Genomic DNA, 19699 nt, shown 5'->3' with positions numbered 1-19699 from the left:
TCCCTTACTCTACATTTTTCAGTGCCTCATCCATCGGCACATGTTTAATCCTTCGATATTCTAACATTGCCACAACTGCATAGGTTCCGATCCCGATCAGGAACATTTCTACATAGATCTTCGGATCGATCCAAAGCGCGATCCAGCCGGAAATACTAGTCAGCATCATTTCCCGGAACAGCACATTCATAACTGCTTTCTCAATCGGCAGGCTGAGAAGCAGACAGATGATCACCACGATCGTCGTTGACCAGATATAAAGCCTGCTGATCTCTCCATTGGTATATCCCAGGATCTTCGTCATGGAAATAGCCTGTGCATTTTTCTCAACAATGATCTTGGACAACAGATAGATCACAACCATATAAATACCGATTGCAAAAGCGTTGACCATCCCCATCATATTTCCCATAGATACATCCAGCTGTCTCGAAATCTTTGTCAGTGCTTCCAGATCAAGCACCGAACCGATGTATTTCCCGTCAATATCCTTGATCTTCGAATCGGAAAAATATCCACTGAAATAATCGTTTCCCAGATCAAAGGTATCATTTAACTGCTCCTGTGGCATAAAGACACAGATTCCGCCGTTGTATTTGTAGATTCCTTTAACCTTGAATGTATACTTTGTCTTTTCATATTTTTCTTTCAACGTGATCGAGTCGCCCGGCTTCAACAGAAACTTCTCTGCATAGGCACTGGAAATATAAACACCGTCACCGTCCTCCAGATCTGCATCGATATATTTACTGTCCGGTTTGATTCCGTACAGGATCACTTCATCTGTCTTATATTTGCTTGGCAATGTTTCCAATGAGTAAGCGCTGAACGCTTCCGCATCTTCATTTTCCGTCTTTGTTCCATAAGAGAACTGTAAAAGTTCCAGCATACTGTCCAGTTTATTTCCGCTCATCGCACTTACCGGAACCTCCAGCATATACTGGTATTTTGCAAGCATATTGCTCTGGATATCCTGCTGATAGTGCGAAAGTACTGACGGCAGCAAAAGTCCAAAGAACAAAAGCAGATTCGCAAATATGATTCCAATAAAAAGTACGATGTAATTGCTCATATTCTGGAAGATCACACGCAGTCGGAACCGATGGAAGATTCCAAGCTTCGGACTTAACCGAACTGCTCTTTTCCGCCTGCTTCCAGAAAGATCTCTTCTCAGGAATTTCAGCGGTGAAAGCCTCAGCTTGTAACGGAGGATTCCATAGTTGACTACCAGCATGATCAGCACCGGAACCACTGTTGTCATCCAAAAAGCATCTGCATTCCACACCGTCACATAGGTCGGCAGACTATAGCTTCCATAATACATCCCCGCACATACATTTTTCAGTGCTGTATAACCCAGAATATTTCCGACCACCGCACCGATCAGCGTAACGATCACCGGAAGTGCCATGTAATGTCCGATCAGTTCTTTTCTTGTATACCCGGAAGCCCGCAGAGTTCCGATCACACCTGCTTCTTTCCGGATCGTATTGCTAATCGTGATTCCAAATACAAACGCAATGATCACAATGATCATATAAAGGAGCATTGTGATCATTGCACGGTCACTCCCCATATCATCACCGGTAAATGTAATTGCCTGGTTCAGATACTGTGGCACAAAAGACTCCAGAGTGACTTCTTCCCCCAGTGCTTCCATCAGATCTTCCGACATCTTTTTTTCCTGTTTTTCATTTTTCGGTTCTTTGTCATACACCCAGGAATAACTGTACTGAATCTTATCCTGATTCAGAGATTCAAACTCTTCCGGTGTTACAACCGATACCCCGAATTTGATTGCATCAAACATGCTGTCATTATTGTTCTGGAACAGGCAGCTATAGTCAGACAGTGCCACAAATCCTGTGACTTTCCACTTTTGTGAACCACTTTTCAGTGTATCTCCGACAGAAATCTTATTATTGTCCGCATACATACGGTCAATTGCCATTTCTCCTGCTTTTTCAGGAAGCTTTCCTTCCATCAGGCACACCAGGTTGATCTCTTCCCTGTTTTTGAAAATACGCATGGTACTTCCATTATCCAGTGCCTCTTCCAGATAAAAGTTTTCATACAGTGTCACACCATTTTTCTCGATGTTTTCCTGTTGTGCTTTGGTAATTTTTTTCTTTACCCGGAAATTTCCATCTTCAATCTTGTATTTCTCAAAGCCTTCATTATATGCTTTTATCATGCTTCCGTCAGCAACCAGAAAGCCGGATACAAACCCAATCGTTGCAATCATAAGGATCAGAACCACCAGGTATTTTCCAATTTCTCCCTTCAGTTCTCTCGGAAGCCGTTTTCTCAACGGACTCTTCATAACACGCGTCCTCCTTACCATTCCAGCTCACTTGCAGAAAGTTTATGCTCATTACAGTAATTTTTGCGGATCATTCCATCACGAAGTTTTACCACCCGGTCTGCCATATCCTTGATTGCATCGTTATGGGTAACCATAATAATGGTATTCCCATATTTCTGATTGACTGTTTCGATCAGCTTCAGGATTTCCTTGGATGTCTTATAATCCAGCGCACCGGTTGGCTCATCACAGAGCAGGATGTCCGGATTTTTGACAATTGCACGTCCAATCGCGGTTCTCTGCTGCTGTCCTCCGGAAAGCTGGTTCGGCAGCTTGTTCTGATGTTCATAAATACCCAGCGTTTGCATCAGCTCATCCACATCCAGCGGACGATTACTTAAATAAGCACCAATTTCAATATTTTCTCTAAGTGTCAGGTTTGGAATCAAATTGTACATCTGGAATATATAACCCAGATGCTTTCTCCGATACAGGGACAGCTTCTTCTCTGTCATATCCTCCAGCTGTTCTCCATCAATCGTAATACTTCCTTCATCTGCCCCGTCAATACCGCCTATAATATTCAGAAGAGTCGATTTTCCGGAACCGGATGGTCCCAGAAGCACACAAAACTCTCCTCTTTCAATTTCCAGATCAAATCCTTTCAGAACATTTACCCGGCTGTCGCCTGTTCCAAACGATTTTTTGATCCCCTTAATCTCTAAAAACATTCCTCTACTCCTTCCTTTAGTTACTCATATCGTAGTAATGTTATATTTCATACACTTATGTTAGTTTAGGCTTACTTTTTTGTCAATATTTTAATTGTTATTTTTAAAAAAAGATATTGACAAATGGAAGGAAAATTTTTAAAATAACTATCTGTGTAATTTTATACCAAAATCTTTGTGGATTTTTCTGGATATCAAAATAGATATCTACTTTTCGCCACATAACTTGTTGCATACAGCGACAGTTATGTGGCTTTTTATATATCGGGCTTCTGCCCTTTTTTACAGATTTTGTACCTTATGCTTTACATTTATCAGGAGGAATGTTTATGAACCAGACTTACATGAAAGAAAAACCAATTCTGCCACTTCTGATTTCCATGGCTCTGCCAATGGTGATTTCAATGATGGTCAACTCTCTTTATAATATTGTTGACAGCTATTTCGTTGCACGAATCAGTGAAGAAGCAATGACTGCTCTGTCTTTAGTCTACCCGATCCAAAATTTTATCACCTCAGTCGGTGTCGGCTTTGGAATCGGAATCAATGCCGCCATCTCCTTTTTCCTTGGCGCCCAGGATCAGAAAAAAGCAGATGCAGCTGCCACACAGGGACTTTTTCTCTCTGTCATCCACGGTATTGTTCTTACCGTAGTCACAATTGCCGTAATGCCGCTATTTTTACAGATTTTTACAAAAGACATGACCGTTATTCAGATGGGAAATGCCTACTCCCGGATCGCATTTGGATTTTCCATTGTAATCTCTCTTGAAATTACCTGGGAAAAAATTTTCCAGGCAGTCGGACGGATGCGCGTGTCCATGATCTGCATGATGAGCGGATGTATTTTCAATATCGTACTGGATCCACTTCTGATCTTCGGAATCGGACCGTTCCCGAAAATGGGAATTGAAGGAGCCGCACTTGCAACCGGTCTTGGTCAGGTTGTCACACTGGTACTGTACCTTGCCTTTTATTTTACCAGACCGCTTCCGGTGAAGATTCATAAAAGCTGCCACGTAGACCGTGCCATGGCCGGACGGCTTTATGCGGTTGGAATCCCTGCCACTTTGAATATGGCACTTCCATCCCTGCTTATCACCGCACTAAATGGGATTCTCTCCGCCTACTCCCAGGTTTACGTGGTGGTGCTCGGAATCTATTACAAGCTTCAGACCTTCCTGTATCTTCCGGCAAATGGAATCATCCAGGGAATGCGTCCGCTGATCGGATACAACTACGGTGCCGGTGAGACAAAGCGTGTCCACAGACTGTTTGCCGATACCCTTTATCTGAGTCTTGGGATCATGCTCTTTGGTACCGTTTACTGCCAGCTCTTCCCGGATTCACTGATCGCACTGTTCAGTTCTAATCCGGAAACCATTCAGGCAGGAGGAATGGCACTTCGGATTATCAGCCTCGGATTTTTAGTTTCTTCCGTGTCCATCACCAGCTCTGGTGCACTCGAAGGACTTGGAAAGGGAACACCGTCCCTGCTCATCTCACTGTGCAGATATACGATCATCATTATTCCGGCCGCATTTATCTTAAGCCGGATCTTCGGGGCTTCCGGAATCTGGTACGCATTCGGAATTACCGAATTTGCAACTGCTGTGATCGCCTATATGACTTACCGGCAGGCAACCATAAAAAACTAGACATATCTGCATCAAAAAGTTCTACTACTTTTTCGATACAACAAAAAACCGTAAATCCGGATTTGCTCTTTACAATACTGCAAATCTCCGGATTTACGGTTTTTAATTTTCTCTTTATTTTACTTTTCCATCCCAGTCCGACTTTTTATTTGCAGACTATTCTTCTTCGCTGATAATATGTCTCGCAACATAAACACCACTTGCAGATGCATGGGACAGAGAATGTGTAACACCACTTCCGTCACCGATCACATACAGTCCCTTATGGCAGCTTTCCAGATTCTTATCGATCTCTACTTCCATATTGTAGAATTTTACTTCCACACCATAGAGAAGGGTATCGTCATTTGCTGTACCAGGTGCTACCTTATCCAGGGCATAGATCATCTCAATGATTCCATCCATGATTCGCTTTGGAAGAACCAGACTCAGATCACCAGGCGTTGCTGATAAGGTTGGTGTTACCAGACCTTCTTCAATACGCTTTTCTGTACTTCTTCTTCCACGTACCAGATCACCAAAACGCTGTACGATCACACCACCGCCTAGCATATTGGAAAGTCTTGCGATACTTTCACCATATCCGTTACTGTCCTTAAATGGCTCAGAGAAATGCTTTGCAACCAGAAGGGCAAAGTTGGTATTGTCCGTCTTTTTTTCATTTCCTTCATAGCTGTGTCCGTTTACTGTGATGATACCGTTTGTATTTTCATTTACCACAATACCGTTCGGATTCATACAGAAAGTACGCACATTGTCCTCGAATTTTTCTGTACGGTATACGATCTTGCTCTCGTAAAGTTCATCTGTCAGGTGTGCGAAGATCACTGCCGGAAGCTCTACACGGACACCAATATCCACACGGTTTGATTTGGTCGGGATTGCAAGATCCTTGCAGACCTTTTCCATCCATTTGCTTCCGCTTCGTCCGACAGAAACCACACATTTCTTACATTCATAAGCGCCATTTTCACATACAATGCGGTATCCGCCATCAGTAATCTCGATTGTCTCAACCGGTGCATCAAAGAAGAAGTCCATTTTATCCTTCATCTGATCATAAAGATTCTGAAGAACGACGTAATTGATATCTGTTCCCAGATGACGTACAGATGCATCCAGAAGATTCAGCTTGTTCTGAAGACAAAGCTTTTTAAATTTTGTTCCGGCTGTGGAGTACAGTTTTGTCCCTTCTCCACCATTTTCCATATTGATCTCATCGACGTACTTCATCAGCTCAACAGCCTGTTTTTTACCGATATACTCAAATAAAGTTCCGCCGAAATCATTGGTGATATTGTATTTTCCATCTGAAAATGCTCCGGCTCCGCCAAATCCGCACATGATCGAGCAGCGTTTGCAGTTGATACAGCTCTTTACTTTTTTGCCATCAATCGGACATTTTCTCTTTTCCAGCGGATAACCTTCTTCAAATACTGCGATCTTGCAGTCTGGTTTCTTTTTCATCAATTCATAAGCAGCAAAAATTCCCCCCGGTCCGGCACCGATAATAATTACATCATACTTCATCCGTATATCTCTCCTTTTATTTGCATGATAAAATATAATTTTCACTAAATTGCCTGTGTCATAAATATAGACTGTAATATATGTGCAATTCTATACTATGTCACATAATAAAACTGCCGCATATCTGTCTGTATCCAGATGATTCTGCACGGCAGTTGTTCTTCTTTTGCACAACCTTTCATATTTTAAGAGAAATCTTTCTTTTCGTCAAGGTGTTTCTTTCTTTTTTTATATGAATTTTGCATGAATTTATTTTGTTTTTTATATAGATTTTGTAATATTTTTCATTATCCAGTTTTTATATTTGCACTGTCAAAAATCTTTCTGTTTCTATATTGCTGTTTCTGCTACCCTTTTCGTTTTCTGGCGGATTTACAGCTTCACGATGGTCGGCTCATGTTCCATTGCCGGAATAATCTTCTCTACCAGATCTTTTGTCCTAAGTCTGAGACTCGATGTATTGATGCATGGATGACATCCGATATATTCTCCTGTAAGCACATCTTCATCGATCAGAAGCCGTACCATCCTGTCCTTATCATTCATCAGTCCAAGCACACTTAAAGATCCCGGCGTGATGTCCAGATATTGTTCCATATACTCCTCTTTTGCAAAAGAAAGTCTGGACGAACCAATCTGCGCTGACAGATTCTTTGTTTTAAACACCTTATCCCCCGGAAGCATCAGTAAATAAAACTGTGTCTCCTGTCGGTTGCATAAAAGCAGATTCTTGCAGATCGTCGCCTCCAGCGTCCGGTCGATTTCCTCGCATGCCTCCATTGTCATTGCGGCTTCATGGTCGATTCTCTGGTAGCTGACTCCTAGCGAATCCAGGAAATCATATACGCGGATTTCCTTATCCAATCTGCCTTGTGTGTCTGTTGGTCTTCCGTTTACTAATTCCATGTATTTCTCCTCCGTCCTAGACTTTATTCTTTTTAAACATTTCATTCTCTGCATACTTGTATAGCAAATGTTCATCGCGGTGTAAGATTTTTCCAAACAGCTCTATCTCTCCATCAGAGTATCCTTCTCCCCAACAAGCTAATTATATCATAAGTCCTTTTATATCAAATATTTTTCTATCAGATTCTCTATTATCTTTGAATTTAATATATTTTGTTCTGTTTCGAAAGTTATGATCAACCGCTCCCCAGGATATATATGATTTATTTGATAGGATTCAATTTTACGCACTGCTGCTCTTGCATAATCCTGTTTATCCATCATTCCTTCATGTTCCCAATATATTTCCCGGTAAGTCTTTCTTGACAAAAATGTAAAATCCGGATACACGGTACCATACCCTTTCAGATAAAGTGGCTTTTCATATTTGTAAAGAATATTCTTTCTATAAAAATAATCTGCTAATATCTTCTCTGACTTTGATCTGACACGTTCTCCCTTCTCAGTAAGAATTAATGGTGTTCCCTCCTTAAACTCTTTCCCATGATATTCTTCTTCATACCATTTTGTAAGCAGCTGATCCCATGTTGGTTCTATCGGTGTTACCAGTAATTGTCTTGCTTTATTCATAGACGTATAAATTTTTTCAATCTCATCATCCGAATAATTTTTTGTTATTCTCTTTATTTGTTTAAGCCTTGCTTCTCCCTTTTTTACCACTGCCTTATTATAACCTTTTTGCGCCAGGCGCTTTGGCAATTCTTTATTATCTCTTGGAATGTAGACTCCTTTGTTATCATCTATACATTGATAATAGCGCGGCTTATTTTTATCTATTGAAATTCTGAGGTGTCCTTCTGGTACTGTTGTATTCAAATCAGCTTTAGCTTGCGTAACAACTTTCTCCAAATGTTCCTGCATCTGAAGAAGCATGTTTTCTAATTCATACATATATATAAACATTTCTCCTTTGCTTTTCTATTTTTCAAATCCTAATCAATTCATTTCGAGAATTTTCTTGATTTATTTCGAATTTTGAAAATTATAATCAACTTATTCCTATAATCTTCTTGATTTATTTCGAGTTTTGTCAATTACAATCAACTCATTTCTGTAATCTTCTTGATTTTCTTTGAGTTTTTGAGAATACAATCAATTTATTTCCATCATCTTCTTGATTTATTTTCATTTTTCCGGTATGCAATCAATCCATTTCTGGAAACTTCTTGATTTATTTTCGTTTTTTGGAATTATAATCAACCTATTTAATTAGACTGTCTTGATTTGTTTTAGCTTGTAATAATTTGCAATCAATTTACTCTTTGCAAAAATGATTTGATAAAAGATTTTTTGATTTGGTGGATTCAGTGTATCATATATATTCTGAAAAGAACAGTAAAATTTTCATTTTAATCATAATTTAATATTTCTAATCTATAACTAGATAAAATAAGAGAGCGTGTGAAAAAACGAAAGTTTTTTTCACACGCCCTCTTATTATTTATTTCTTGCTATACGCAATATGCTTATTTTGCATTCTTCTGAGCGATTGCAGCCTGAGCAGCAGCCAGACGAGCGATCGGTACACGGAATGGTGAGCAAGATACATAATCAAGACCAATGCTGTTGCAGAATTCTACAGAGCTTGGATCTCCACCATGTTCTCCACAGATACCAACGTGAAGTTTCGGATTAACCGGTTTTCCGAGTTCGATAGCCATCTTCATAAGCTTACCAACACCTGTCTGGTCAAGTTTAGCAAATGGATCGTTCTCGAAGATCTTAGCGTCATAGTAAGCGTCAAGGAACTTACCAGCATCATCACGTGAGAATCCGTATGTCATCTGTGTAAGGTCGTTTGTACCGAAGCAGAAGAAGTCAGCTTCTTTTGCGATGTCATCAGCTGTAAGAGCAGCTCTAGGAATTTCGATCATTGTACCAACTTCGTACTCAAGGTCGCTTCCTGCAGCAGCGATTTCAGCGTCAGCTGTTTCTACTACAAACTTCTTAACATATTTAAGCTCTTTGATATCGCCAACCAGCGGGATCATGATTTCCGGTTTAACATTCCAATCCGGATGAGCTTTCTTAACATTGATAGCAGCACGGATAACTGCGCTTGTCTGCATCTTAGCGATTTCCGGATAAGTTACAGCAAGACGGCATCCACGATGTCCCATCATTGGGTTGAATTCGTGCAGAGAGCTGATGATTGCTTTGATCTGGTCAACAGATTTGCCCTGTGCATCAGCAAGTTTCTTGATATCTTCTTCTTCTGTTGGAACGAATTCATGAAGCGGTGGATCAAGGAAACGGATAGTAACCGGATTTCCTTCCAGTGCTTCATAAAGTTTTTCGAAGTCTCCCTGCTGTTCCGGAAGGATCTTAGCAAGTGCAGCTTCTCTTTCTTCTACTGTTTCAGAGCAGATCATTTCACGGAATGCATCAATTCTGTTGCCTTCGAAGAACATATGCTCTGTACGGCAAAGTCCGATACCTTCAGCACCAAGTTCGCGGGCTTTCTTAGCATCAGCTGGTGTATCAGCATTTGTACGAACTTTCATAGTTCTGTACTTGTCAGCCCATCCCATGATTCTTCCGAATTCACCTGCGATAGTAGCGTCTACAGTCGGGATGATTCCGTCATAAATGTTACCTGTAGATCCATCAAGAGAGATTGCATCTCCTTCATGGTATTCTTTTCCACCAAGTGTGAATTTCTTGTTTTCTTCATCCATGTTGATGTCACCACAACCAGATACACAGCATGTTCCCATACCACGTGCAACAACGGCTGCGTGTGATGTCATACCACCACGAACTGTCAGGATACCCTGAGCAGACTTCATACCTGTGATATCTTCCGGTGATGTTTCAAGACGTACAAGAACAACTTTTTCTCCTCTTGCAGCCCATTCTACAGCATCATCAGCTGTGAAGACGATCTTACCACAAGCAGCTCCTGGAGATGCTCCAAGTGCTTTAGCCATCGGTACAGCAGCTTTCAGTGCAGCTGCATCGAACTGTGGATGAAGCAGTGTATCAAGGTTACGAGGATCGATCATAGCAACTGCTTCTTCTTCGGTTCTCATTCCTTCATCAACGAGATCGCAAGCAATCTTAAGAGCAGCCTGAGCTGTTCTCTTACCATTACGTGTCTGAAGCATGTACAGTTTACCATGTTCTACAGTAAACTCCATATCCTGCATATCTCTGTAATGTGTTTCCAGAGTCTTGCATACTTCTTTGAACTGTTTGAATGCTTCCGGGAATTTCTGTTCCATTTCTGAAATGTGCATTGGTGTACGAACACCTGCAACTACGTCTTCTCCCTGAGCATTTGTAAGGAATTCTCCGAACAGTCCGTTATTTCCTGTAGCTGGGTCACGTGTAAATGCAACACCTGTACCACAGTCATCACCCATGTTACCAAATGCCATCATCTGTACGTTAACAGCAGTTCCCCATGAATACGGGATATCGTTGTCACGACGGTATACATTTGCTCTCGGGTTGTCCCATGAACGGAATACGGCTTTGATAGCTCCCATTAACTGTTCCTTTGGATCTGTCGGGAATTCAGCACCGATTTTTTCTTTATATTCTGCCTTGAACTGGTTAGCTAATTCGTGAAGATCTTCTGCTGTAAGTTCAACGTCCTGTTTAACGCCTCTTTCAGTTTTCATCTTGTCGATCAGTTCTTCGAAGTATTTTTTACCTACTTCCATAACTACGTCAGAGTACATCTGAATAAATCTTCTGTAGCAGTCCCAAGCCCAACGTGGGTTGCCTGATTTTTCAGCAAGTACATTGACAACGTCTTCGTTAAGACCAAGGTTCAGGATTGTATCCATCATACCAGGCATAGATGCTCTTGCACCAGAACGAACGGAAACAAGAAGTGGATTCTCTTTATCACCGAATTTCTTTCCTGTGATTCCTTCCATCTTTGTAATAGCTTCCATGATCTGAGCCATGATTTCTTCATTGATCTGTCTTCCGTCCTCATAATACTGAGTACAAGCTTCTGTTGTGATTGTGAAGCCCTGTGGCACTGGAAGACCTAAGTTTGTCATTTCAGCAAGGTTAGCGCCTTTTCCACCAAGCAGGTTTCTCATATCGGCATTACCTTCTGTAAACATGTAAACCCATTTTGTTGCCATTTTACAATTCCTCCTCGTTATTGGTAATTGATATATATAAAACTTGAAAATCACAGTCAGACTGGTAACTGTCTGCTCTTTTCATATCTTATATCGCCCTTAAAAAACGGATTTTACCGCACTAATATTGTAAATGTTTTAACTGTGATAGTCAACCCTTATGCACTTTTTTTCGTACAAAAAAAGTGAATTTATCGAAGAGTTCAATTTCTTCAAGTGATTTCTTCTATAAAAAAAATCTCCGTAATTAAATTTCTTTTATATACTATAAATTTTGTTATTATCAGAAAAAACTCAGGCAAAACCGGACTGTATCCATTGTTTTGCCTGAGTTCTTTTCATCTCTTACATATTCAGAAGGAATGCTCTGTATCCCTTTACTGCTTCATACACATCAGCTTTGCTGCTGACTTCATAAGGTGCATGCATGGAAAGTACAGCAACACCGCTGTCGATCACTTCCATACCATAATTTGCCATAATATATGCGATGGTTCCGCCGCCGCCTACATCGACTTTACCAAGTTCTGCGAACTGGTAAGTAACGCCTGCATCGTCCATCACCTTGCGCAGTCTTGCAAGATATTCTGCATTTGCATCATTGGATCCGCTCTTTCCGCGGCTTCCTGTAAACTTGTTGAATGCAAGTCCCTTTGTAAAGAAAGCGGCACTTCTCTTTTCAAATGCTTCTGCAAACATCGGATCATAAGCAGCACTTACGTCAGAAGAAAGCATTCTTGAATTAGCAAGTGCACGGCGTACCTTCAGTTCAGATTCACCTTCTGTAAGTGCAACAAGCTCTGCAACTGTATTTTCAAAGAAACGAGAATGCATTCCAGTTGCTCCGACGCTTCCGATCTCTTCTTTATCTACTAACAGACAGCATCCTGTACGCTTTGCATTTTCCACATCCAGCATAGCGAACAGAGAAGTAAATGCGCAGACTCTGTCATCCTGTCCATAAGAAAGGATCATGCTGCGGTCAAATCCACAGTCTCTTGCCTTTCCGGCCGGAACAATTTCCAGCTCAGCCGATGCAAAATCCACTTCTTCGATTCCATAGTTCTCTTTTAAAATATGAAGTACGTTAGCCTTGATCGTTTCTTTTTCTTCTTCATCAAGTCCCTCCGCTTTATCAAGCGGACTGTTTCCAATCAGAAGATCCAGCTTTTCTCCTTCGATCACTTCACTTGCTTTCTTTGACATCTGGTTTGCTGCAAGATGAACAAGAAGGTCTGTAATAACAAATACCGGATCAGACTCTTTTTCCCCAATGCTGATCTCTTCTACGCTTCCATCTTTTTTCGCAACAACACCATGAAGTGCCATCGGTCCTGTTACCCACTGGTATTTTTTGATTCCACCATAGTAATGTGTATCCAGATAAGCCATTCCTTCACTTTCATATAATGGATTCTGTTTCACATCAATACGTGGTGAATCGATATGAGCTCCAAGGATATTCATACCGTTTGAAAGCGGTTCTTCGCCCATACGGAACATGGCAAGCATTTTTTCCATGCATACCGCATATACTTTATCTCCTGCTTTCAGGCTCTTTCCTTCTTTCAGAACATCTTTGATATCCTGATATCCTGCTTCTTTCGCCATCTCAACCGCAAGCTTTACGCATTCACGCTCTGTCTTTCCGGCATCCAGGCAGGCTTTGTACTTTTCATTGATTTCATGAAGTTCTTTTTTGGCAGCTTCATCATAAGAGCTCCAGAGATTCTTTTTTTCTTCCATTTCTATACCTCTCTTCAATTCAGTTGGGATTCCCCACAATGCTTTCAGTATAATCCTCTCCCGATAAGAAGTCAATTATTACCCTTTAACTTTACAAGCATTTCCGTCATCGTTTCCTTCAAAACCGGATGCCGTTTATGCGGTGCGATCTCACACATTGGTCCAAGCACAAATTCCCTGTTCTGCATATCGATATGTGGTATACATAAATCATCCTCTTCAATGATCTGATCCCCATAGAAAATGATGTCCAGATCCAGTGTTCTCGGTCCCCATCTGCGGATCCGCTTTCTTCCGGCTTCCTGCTCAATTCGGTGTAACAGCTCCAGAAGCTCATGCGGGGTAAGCAGTGTTTCCATTTTCAGTGCCCCGTTCAGGAATTCATCCTGATCCGTCACGCCATATGGCTCGGTTCCGATCAGTTTCGATACCTTCAGGACTCTGCAAAGTTTTTCATTTTTCAGCTCTTCTACCGCATTCTCAATGTATTTTTTCTTATCACCCATATTCGATCCGAGTGCGATAAACGCTTCATTCCAGCAACGTTCAATCTTCACGGAAACCGTCTCAAGCGGCAGCCCTACCGGTGCCCATGGTTTCTTTACTTCCACCATGACTTTCCGGATCTTCTCATCAAATAATAAGATCTCTTCTGCAAGCTGCTCTGCTACTGCTTCGATCAGCCTGTAATTCTTCTCTTCCATCTTTTCTTTTATCAGATGGGAAATGGTTCCGTAATTCACAGACGCTTCCAAGTCATCCGTTTTTCCCGCCTTGCGTGTATCCACATATAAAATGCAGGAAACCAGAAACTTCTGTCCCAGTCTGTTTTCTTCCGGATACACCCCATGATTTGCAAATATTTCCAGGTTTTCAATTTTTATCTGATCCATCTTTTTCTCCTGCTTACTCTCTTGCCAGAATCACTTCTGTCATCTTGATCGCTCTGCGGTTTTTCTCAGCATCATGAACGCGCACAAATCCATAATGACTCTGTACTGCCATCACGGTTGTGACAAGAGTTCCTTCTTCTCTTTCTGTTACCGGCAGATCCAGTGTCAGACCGATCATGGATTTTCTGGAAGTTCCAAGAAGCATCGGATATCCAAGTCCGTTAAAAAGATCCAGATGCTTCATCACATCCAGGTTCATCTCGTAGGTCTTTCCAAATCCAACCCCCGGATCCAGCATGATCCGGTCATCTTCAATCTCAGCCGCTTTCGCTGTATCTACACACTTCTGCAATTCTGCATACATATCCTTCAGGAAATTCTTGTACACCGCCTCATTTTTATTATGCATCAGACAGCATGCCGCATCATATTTTTTCACAAGACCTGCCATCTTTTCATCGTACTGGAATCCCCAGATATCATTTACCAGATCTGCCCCTGCCTGAAGTGCTGCCTCTGCCACATCACTCTTATAAGTATCAATCGAAACCGGCACATCAAAATTCTTTTTGACAGCCTCGATAACCGGCGCAGTTCTTGTAATTTCTTCTTCTGACGTAATCTGCTGGTGTCCTGGTCTTGTGGACTCTCCTCCGATATCCAGGATATCGGTTCCGCCTTCTAAAAGCTCTTCTGCATGACGCATTGCCGCATCATAACCGTTCCACTTTCCCCCGTCCGAAAAAGAATCCGGTGTTACATTCAGGATTCCCATAATATAAGTATGTTTTGCTGTGTCAAATTCTTTATTCCCAATTTTCATTTTGTTTCCTCGTTTTCTACCAGATGATTTTCTGATTCTTCTTTTCTCCACTCCAGTTACAGTCCTTCTCAGCCGGACACGTATAACACGCACGGGAAATCTTATCTGCATCATAAAGGATTTCTGCAAGCTGCCACTTATCCTGCTCTGCATTTTCTGTCTCTTCTGCATTGCCCCGGTGACTTAAAATTGCAAAAAGAATCCTGTCCGACTCCTCCTTTGTAAATCCAGTCTCTTCCAGAATCCTTTTTGCAATTTCAGCACTCGCTATCTCATGGGGAACTCCCGCCTTATACTGCTGCCATTTCCCAATATCATGAAGTAATGCCGTCGCATAAATCTCTTCTTTTCCAAAGGCATATCCACGCTCCATCGAAAAAATATACATCAGACGTGCCACGTCCAGAAAATGGTTCATATCATGATGGCAGAATATTCTTTCCTTTTCTGCATCTTTATTCTTTACCAGTCCTTCTATAAAAAGAGGATGCTCATATATTTTCCAGATTCTCTGCATCCTCCTCTGCTCTTCCAGTTTTCGTTTTATTTTCATCGCACTAACCTATCATACGGAAAAACATGTTCTGCAGCTTTTCATTTTCTTCAAATGCACCTCTTGTAACAACACTGACCGTCTTGCTTCCCGGCTTCTTGATTCCACGCATGGTCATACACATATGCTCTGCCTCAGCAAGTACCATTACTCCCTTTGGATGAAGATTTTCCATCAGGGCATCCGCGATCTGTGCTGTCATCTGCTCCTGCAGCTGAAGTCTTCTGGCAAATACTTCCACAGTCCGTGCAAGCTTGCTAAGTCCCACTACCTTTCCATCCGGAATATAGGCAATATGAACCTTTCCGTAAAATGGCAGCATATGATGTTCACACATGGAATAAAACGTAATATCTTTTTCCACAACCATCTCATTGTTTTCTGCTGTAAATGTCTTTTTCAGGTGTTCCGCTGCATCCTCATTCATTCCGCCACAGATTTCTTCATACATTCTTGCAATCCGGTCCGGTGTCTCAGCCAGTCCTTCCCTATCCGGATCTTCACCGATTCCTTCCAGTAAAAGACGGATTGCCTGTTCTACTTTTTTATGATCTACCATAATGTTCTCTCTTCCTTTTTTCTTTCAAACACGTTTGTTTCCCGTTCAAGTCTTATCACTTCTCCCAGATAAGATAAGGAACCAAACACCAGAACAACATCTTCTTTCCCACATTCTGCTTTTGCTTTTTCAAGCGCATCTGCAATGTTCTCTGCCGGTTCTGACTGTACGTTCTTGGCCTTTAATACTTCACATAATCTCTCTTTTCCCAGATTTCTCTCCCCATTTGGAAGATCGATCGTATACACCTTTGAAAGATACGGAGCCATGATCTCTGCGATTTGTTCATATTCTTTATCTTTAAAAACCCCCATCACACCGACAATCTTTCTGTCCGTCAGATAGGTTCTCACATTTTCCGCAAGTCTTCTTGCGGCATCCCTGTTATGCGCTCCGTCGGCGATCACGGTCGGTTCTTTTTCAAGTACCTGAAACCGTCCAGGCCATGTCACTTTCACAAATCCCTTTCTTACAGCGTCTTCCGGAATCGGGACACCGCTCCTTCTTAACGCATCCACAGCTTCCAATACTGTCGCCGCATTGTCAATCTGATATCTGCCAGCCAGGCGAAGACGGATATCTTTATATTCTCCATAAGAAAAAATCTGTCCATCCATCGTTTCTTCAGAAATCACAGCCTTTTCCGGATGCGAAACCACAAACCGGCATCCGCACTCTCCGGCCTTTTTCTGGAGGATATCGGTCACAGACATCTGCTGTGGAGACGTGACAACTGCCAGACATGATGGTTTTATAATTCCGGCTTTATTTTCTGCTATCTCTTCTAATGTGTTTCCCAGTACTCCGATATGATCCATACTGATCGATGCAAAAATACTCAAAACAGTTGTATCTATTACATTTGTCGCATCAAGAAGCCCACCCATTCCGGCTTCCAGAACGACATAATCACACTGTTTTTCTCTGAAATAGAGAAATGCGATCGCTGTTTCTATCTCGAAAACAGTTACGGTAAGATCCGTTTTTTCTTCTACTTTTTCTGCTGCCTCTTTCACCTGAGATACAAAAGGGGCGAGCTCGTCCTCCGCCATCCATTGGCCATCAACCTGAAATCGTTCCATATATCCCATCACGGTCGGAGAACAGTATCTTCCGGTCCGGTATCCAGCCTGCTGCAGGATACCGGAGAGTCCGGCGAGAATCGATCCTTTTCCATTAGTCCCGGCTATATGTATAAATTTCAAATCTTTCTGCGGATTTCCAAGCTCACCCAATAAGCTCTTTATACTATCTAAGCCAAGTACACTTCCGTATTTCGATACATGATCCAAATATACCCTTGCTTCTTCGTATAACATGATTTAATTTTCCTTTTTGTACTTTTCAGCATATGCTGATATCTGAATATTTTATCATATTCCCTTACTGCTGTACAGTTCTATTTCTTTTTCTTTGGTACAACGTGGATCGCTCCACCCTCTGCTTCTTCCAGGGCTTCTCCGATTCCTTCGTTATACGTCGGATGTGCACGCATTCCCTTCAAAAGCTGTGCAACCGTCATTTTATTTGCAATCGCAGTTACAAATTCACCGATCATGTCAGTGGCTCTTGCACACATCATCTGTGCTCCGAGAATCACATCTGTCTCTTCATCTGCCACGATCTTGATAAATCCTCTTTCTTCTTTTGTAATAAGAGATTTACCATTGGCACTCATGATAAATTTGCCAGTCTTCACTTTGATTCCCTGTTCTTTGGCTGCATCTTCGGTAATACCTGCTGATGCGATTTCCGGATCTGTATAAACACATCCCGGAACCACATCCAGATTCACAGAAGGTTCTTTTCCCGCCAGCTGTTCTGCAACAACGATTCCCTGTGCACTTGCTGCATGGGCAAGCTGTGCACCAAAGATCAGATCACCGATCGCATAGACTCCCGGAATACTGCTTTCGAATTTATCATTTACAAGAACACGTCCTCTTTCCATATCCGGAGCAGCACCTTCTGCAAATAATCCGTCGGTATTCGGGCATCTTCCGACTGCACACAGAACATATTCTGCTTCTACAGTCTGTTCTTTTTCTTTTTCAACGAAGGTACATACACAGGTATTCCCTTCCATATGCACACCCTGTACTGCTGCTGATGTATGGCTTTCTACGCCACGTTTCTTCAGGATCAGTTTCAGGTTCTGTGCAATCTCTTTATCCATATTTGGAACCAGACGCGGCATTGCTTCAAGAATGGTAACCTTAGATCCAAGTGCGGAATATACGGTAGCAAATTCTACACTGATCACACCGCCACCGATGATAACCAGACTCTTTGGAACTTCTCTCATCTTGAAGAGTTCATCACTTGTCAGAACTCTCGGAAGATCCATTCCCGGGATTGGAAGAATCAGTGGTTTGGAACCAGAAGCCAGAATGACATTCTCTGCTTCAATAGACTGTTCTTCATTCCCTGTAATCTTAACTTTTTTCCCCTCAAAAAGTGTGCCCTTTCCATGATATCTTGTTACGCCGTTTGCCTGCAGGAGCTGTTCTACTCCCTGAACAAGCTGTCCGGTTGTCTGCTCCTTATATTCCAGAATTTTTTCAAAATCATAAGTAACATCTGATGCTGAAATTCCGAAGCGGTCCGCTTCTTTGATTTCACGATATAATGTCGATGCATGAATCATTGCTTTTGCCGGAATACATCCTCTGTTCAGGCATGTTCCCCCGACTTCTCTCTCTTCGATCACTGCGGTCTTCATTCCAAGCTTCGCAGATTTGATTGCTGCCACATATCCTCCCGGACCGGCTCCAATTACTACTACATCAAACTTCTCGCTCATTTTATTTCATCCTCCTACAGTTCCTCGCCCTGAATCCATTCGATAATGTCTTTCATCATCTCTTCTTCCTGTGGATCATCTGACCAGAACAGCCCCAATTCCGTACAGATACTTTCCTTTCTGTACTTCAGTCCTTTCAGATACTTCGGAAGTGTATGTATGAAATCCGGATTCAGTGCATCCGACCATGCAATTGCATCCTTGATCTTTCCTGATTCTACTGCAAACTGAAGTGTAATTCCTCCCCATCCAAAACGGTGGGAAAGCTCATACTGAAAATCAATTTTTCTGCCATAGAGCCAGTTCCATGAAGAGAAAAATTTCTCTCTTTCTGCAATTACTCCGGTATCAAGGTCTTCTATTTTTTTATCACGTACCTTTAATCCGTATACCTTTTCAAATGACTGCTTAAGTGCCACCTTCAGTTCTTCCATTGTAAGCTCCGGAAGATAATCTCTTAAATTTGTCACTCTGGATTTTACCGAATCAACCCCCTTTGATTTCAGTTTATCCTTTGATACAGTCAGATATCTGGATAAGGTTTCCATGTTTACTCCTACCATGATCGTGCCATGGTGATAGCAATGTTTTTCCTGCTCATAAAACGCATTTCCCGAGAATTTCTTTCCATCGATCAGGATATCGTTACGCCCGGATTTTTCAGCCTTCAATCCAAGGATCTCCATCGCTCCTATGATTACCTGCAGTTGCCGGTCCAGATCATATTCTTCTTTACTGATCAGAAATGTGAAGTTCATATTTCCCAGATCATGATACACAGCTCCACCACCTGACAGACGCCTGGCAAGATGACCACCTTCTTCTTCCAGCTTTGTTGTTCTACATTCTTTCCAAGCATTTTGATTCCGTCCGATAACAACTGTATTCTGATTCTGCCACAAATAAAGAATACATTCTTTATCCTCGCAGTGGAGGAGCAAATACTCCTCCACTGCAAGATTTCTATATGGACTGAACTGATTGCTTTCAATATAAGTAATCTTTTCAATCATAGTTTTTCCCTCGCTT

At 41.8% G+C, this 19699-nt stretch carries 15 protein-coding genes; 1 reads left to right on the top strand and 14 read right to left on the bottom strand.

Going from position 1 to position 19699, the window contains the following annotated elements:
• Positions 1-4 precede the first annotated feature (4 nt).
• Both PG840_RS07285 and PG840_RS07280 read right to left on the bottom strand, forming a co-directional pair.
• Positions 5-2323 carry an ABC transporter permease gene (locus tag PG840_RS07285; protein WP_270205321.1) on the bottom strand — a complete coding sequence of 773 codons (2319 nt, stop codon included), beginning with the start codon at positions 2321-2323 and terminating at the stop codon, positions 5-7.
• A 14-nt stretch (positions 2324-2337) separates the two neighbouring features.
• Positions 2338-3036 carry an ABC transporter ATP-binding protein gene (locus tag PG840_RS07280; RefSeq protein WP_117822769.1) on the bottom strand — a complete coding sequence of 233 codons (699 nt, stop codon included), beginning with the start codon at positions 3034-3036 and terminating at the stop codon, positions 2338-2340.
• A gap of 329 nt (positions 3037-3365) precedes the next feature.
• Here PG840_RS07280 and PG840_RS07275 point away from each other — a divergent pair, with 329 nt between their 5' ends.
• On the top strand, positions 3366-4694 hold the full coding sequence (locus PG840_RS07275; protein WP_270205320.1) for an MATE family efflux transporter: 1329 nt from the start codon (positions 3366-3368) through the stop codon (positions 4692-4694).
• Between the two features lie 156 nt (positions 4695-4850).
• Here the strand turns inward: PG840_RS07275 and PG840_RS07270 are convergent, their stop codons facing one another.
• From PG840_RS07270 to PG840_RS07215, 12 genes are all read right to left on the bottom strand, one after another.
• The gene (locus PG840_RS07270) at positions 4851-6224 is read right to left on the bottom strand and encodes an NAD(P)/FAD-dependent oxidoreductase (protein WP_270205319.1); all 1374 of its coding nucleotides are present in this window, start codon (positions 6222-6224) and stop codon (positions 4851-4853) included.
• 372 nt (positions 6225-6596) lie between these two features.
• Positions 6597-7130, bottom strand: a complete 534-nt coding sequence (locus PG840_RS07265; RefSeq protein ID WP_270205318.1) for a prolyl-tRNA synthetase associated domain-containing protein — start codon at positions 7128-7130, stop codon at positions 6597-6599.
• A gap of 159 nt (positions 7131-7289) precedes the next feature.
• Complete coding sequence (locus PG840_RS07260) at positions 7290-8081, bottom strand: hypothetical protein (protein ID WP_270205317.1); 792 nt, start codon at positions 8079-8081, stop codon at positions 7290-7292.
• A gap of 575 nt (positions 8082-8656) precedes the next feature.
• Positions 8657-11293 carry a pyruvate, phosphate dikinase gene (ppdK, locus tag PG840_RS07255; protein ID WP_117822757.1) on the bottom strand — a complete coding sequence of 879 codons (2637 nt, stop codon included), beginning with the start codon at positions 11291-11293 and terminating at the stop codon, positions 8657-8659.
• 345 nt (positions 11294-11638) lie between these two features.
• The gene (locus PG840_RS07250) at positions 11639-13039 is read right to left on the bottom strand and encodes an aminopeptidase (protein WP_270613465.1); all 1401 of its coding nucleotides are present in this window, start codon (positions 13037-13039) and stop codon (positions 11639-11641) included.
• Between the two features lie 71 nt (positions 13040-13110).
• Entirely contained in the window at positions 13111-13932 is an 822-nt protein-coding gene (folK, locus tag PG840_RS07245; protein WP_008372039.1) for a 2-amino-4-hydroxy-6-hydroxymethyldihydropteridine diphosphokinase, read from the bottom strand.
• 13 nt (positions 13933-13945) lie between these two features.
• Positions 13946-14755 (bottom strand): dihydropteroate synthase, encoded by an 810-nt coding sequence (gene folP / locus PG840_RS07240; protein WP_270613464.1) that lies wholly within the window; start codon positions 14753-14755, stop codon positions 13946-13948.
• Between the two features lie 16 nt (positions 14756-14771).
• Complete coding sequence (locus tag PG840_RS07235; protein ID WP_270613463.1) at positions 14772-15308, bottom strand: HD domain-containing protein; 537 nt, start codon at positions 15306-15308, stop codon at positions 14772-14774.
• 4 nt (positions 15309-15312) lie between these two features.
• Positions 15313-15867, bottom strand: a complete 555-nt coding sequence (gene folE, locus PG840_RS07230) for a GTP cyclohydrolase I FolE (protein ID WP_008372045.1) — start codon at positions 15865-15867, stop codon at positions 15313-15315.
• On the bottom strand, positions 15861-17186 hold the full coding sequence (locus PG840_RS07225) for a bifunctional folylpolyglutamate synthase/dihydrofolate synthase (RefSeq protein WP_173692492.1): 1326 nt from the start codon (positions 17184-17186) through the stop codon (positions 15861-15863). The genes folE and PG840_RS07225 overlap by 7 nt, the downstream gene beginning before the upstream one ends.
• 80 nt (positions 17187-17266) lie before the next feature.
• Entirely contained in the window at positions 17267-18670 is a 1404-nt protein-coding gene (lpdA, locus tag PG840_RS07220) for a dihydrolipoyl dehydrogenase (protein WP_195251385.1), read from the bottom strand.
• 14 nt (positions 18671-18684) lie between these two features.
• Entirely contained in the window at positions 18685-19683 is a 999-nt protein-coding gene (locus PG840_RS07215) for a lipoate--protein ligase (protein WP_118198825.1), read from the bottom strand.
• Positions 19684-19699: the final 16 nt, after the last annotated feature.

The organism is Coprococcus sp. AM97-35 (assembly GCF_027697525.1).
In the GTDB taxonomy this organism is placed as follows: Bacteria; Bacillota; Clostridia; order Lachnospirales; family Lachnospiraceae; genus Allocoprococcus; species Allocoprococcus comes.
This window is presented reverse-complemented; position numbering and strand designations above follow the sequence as displayed.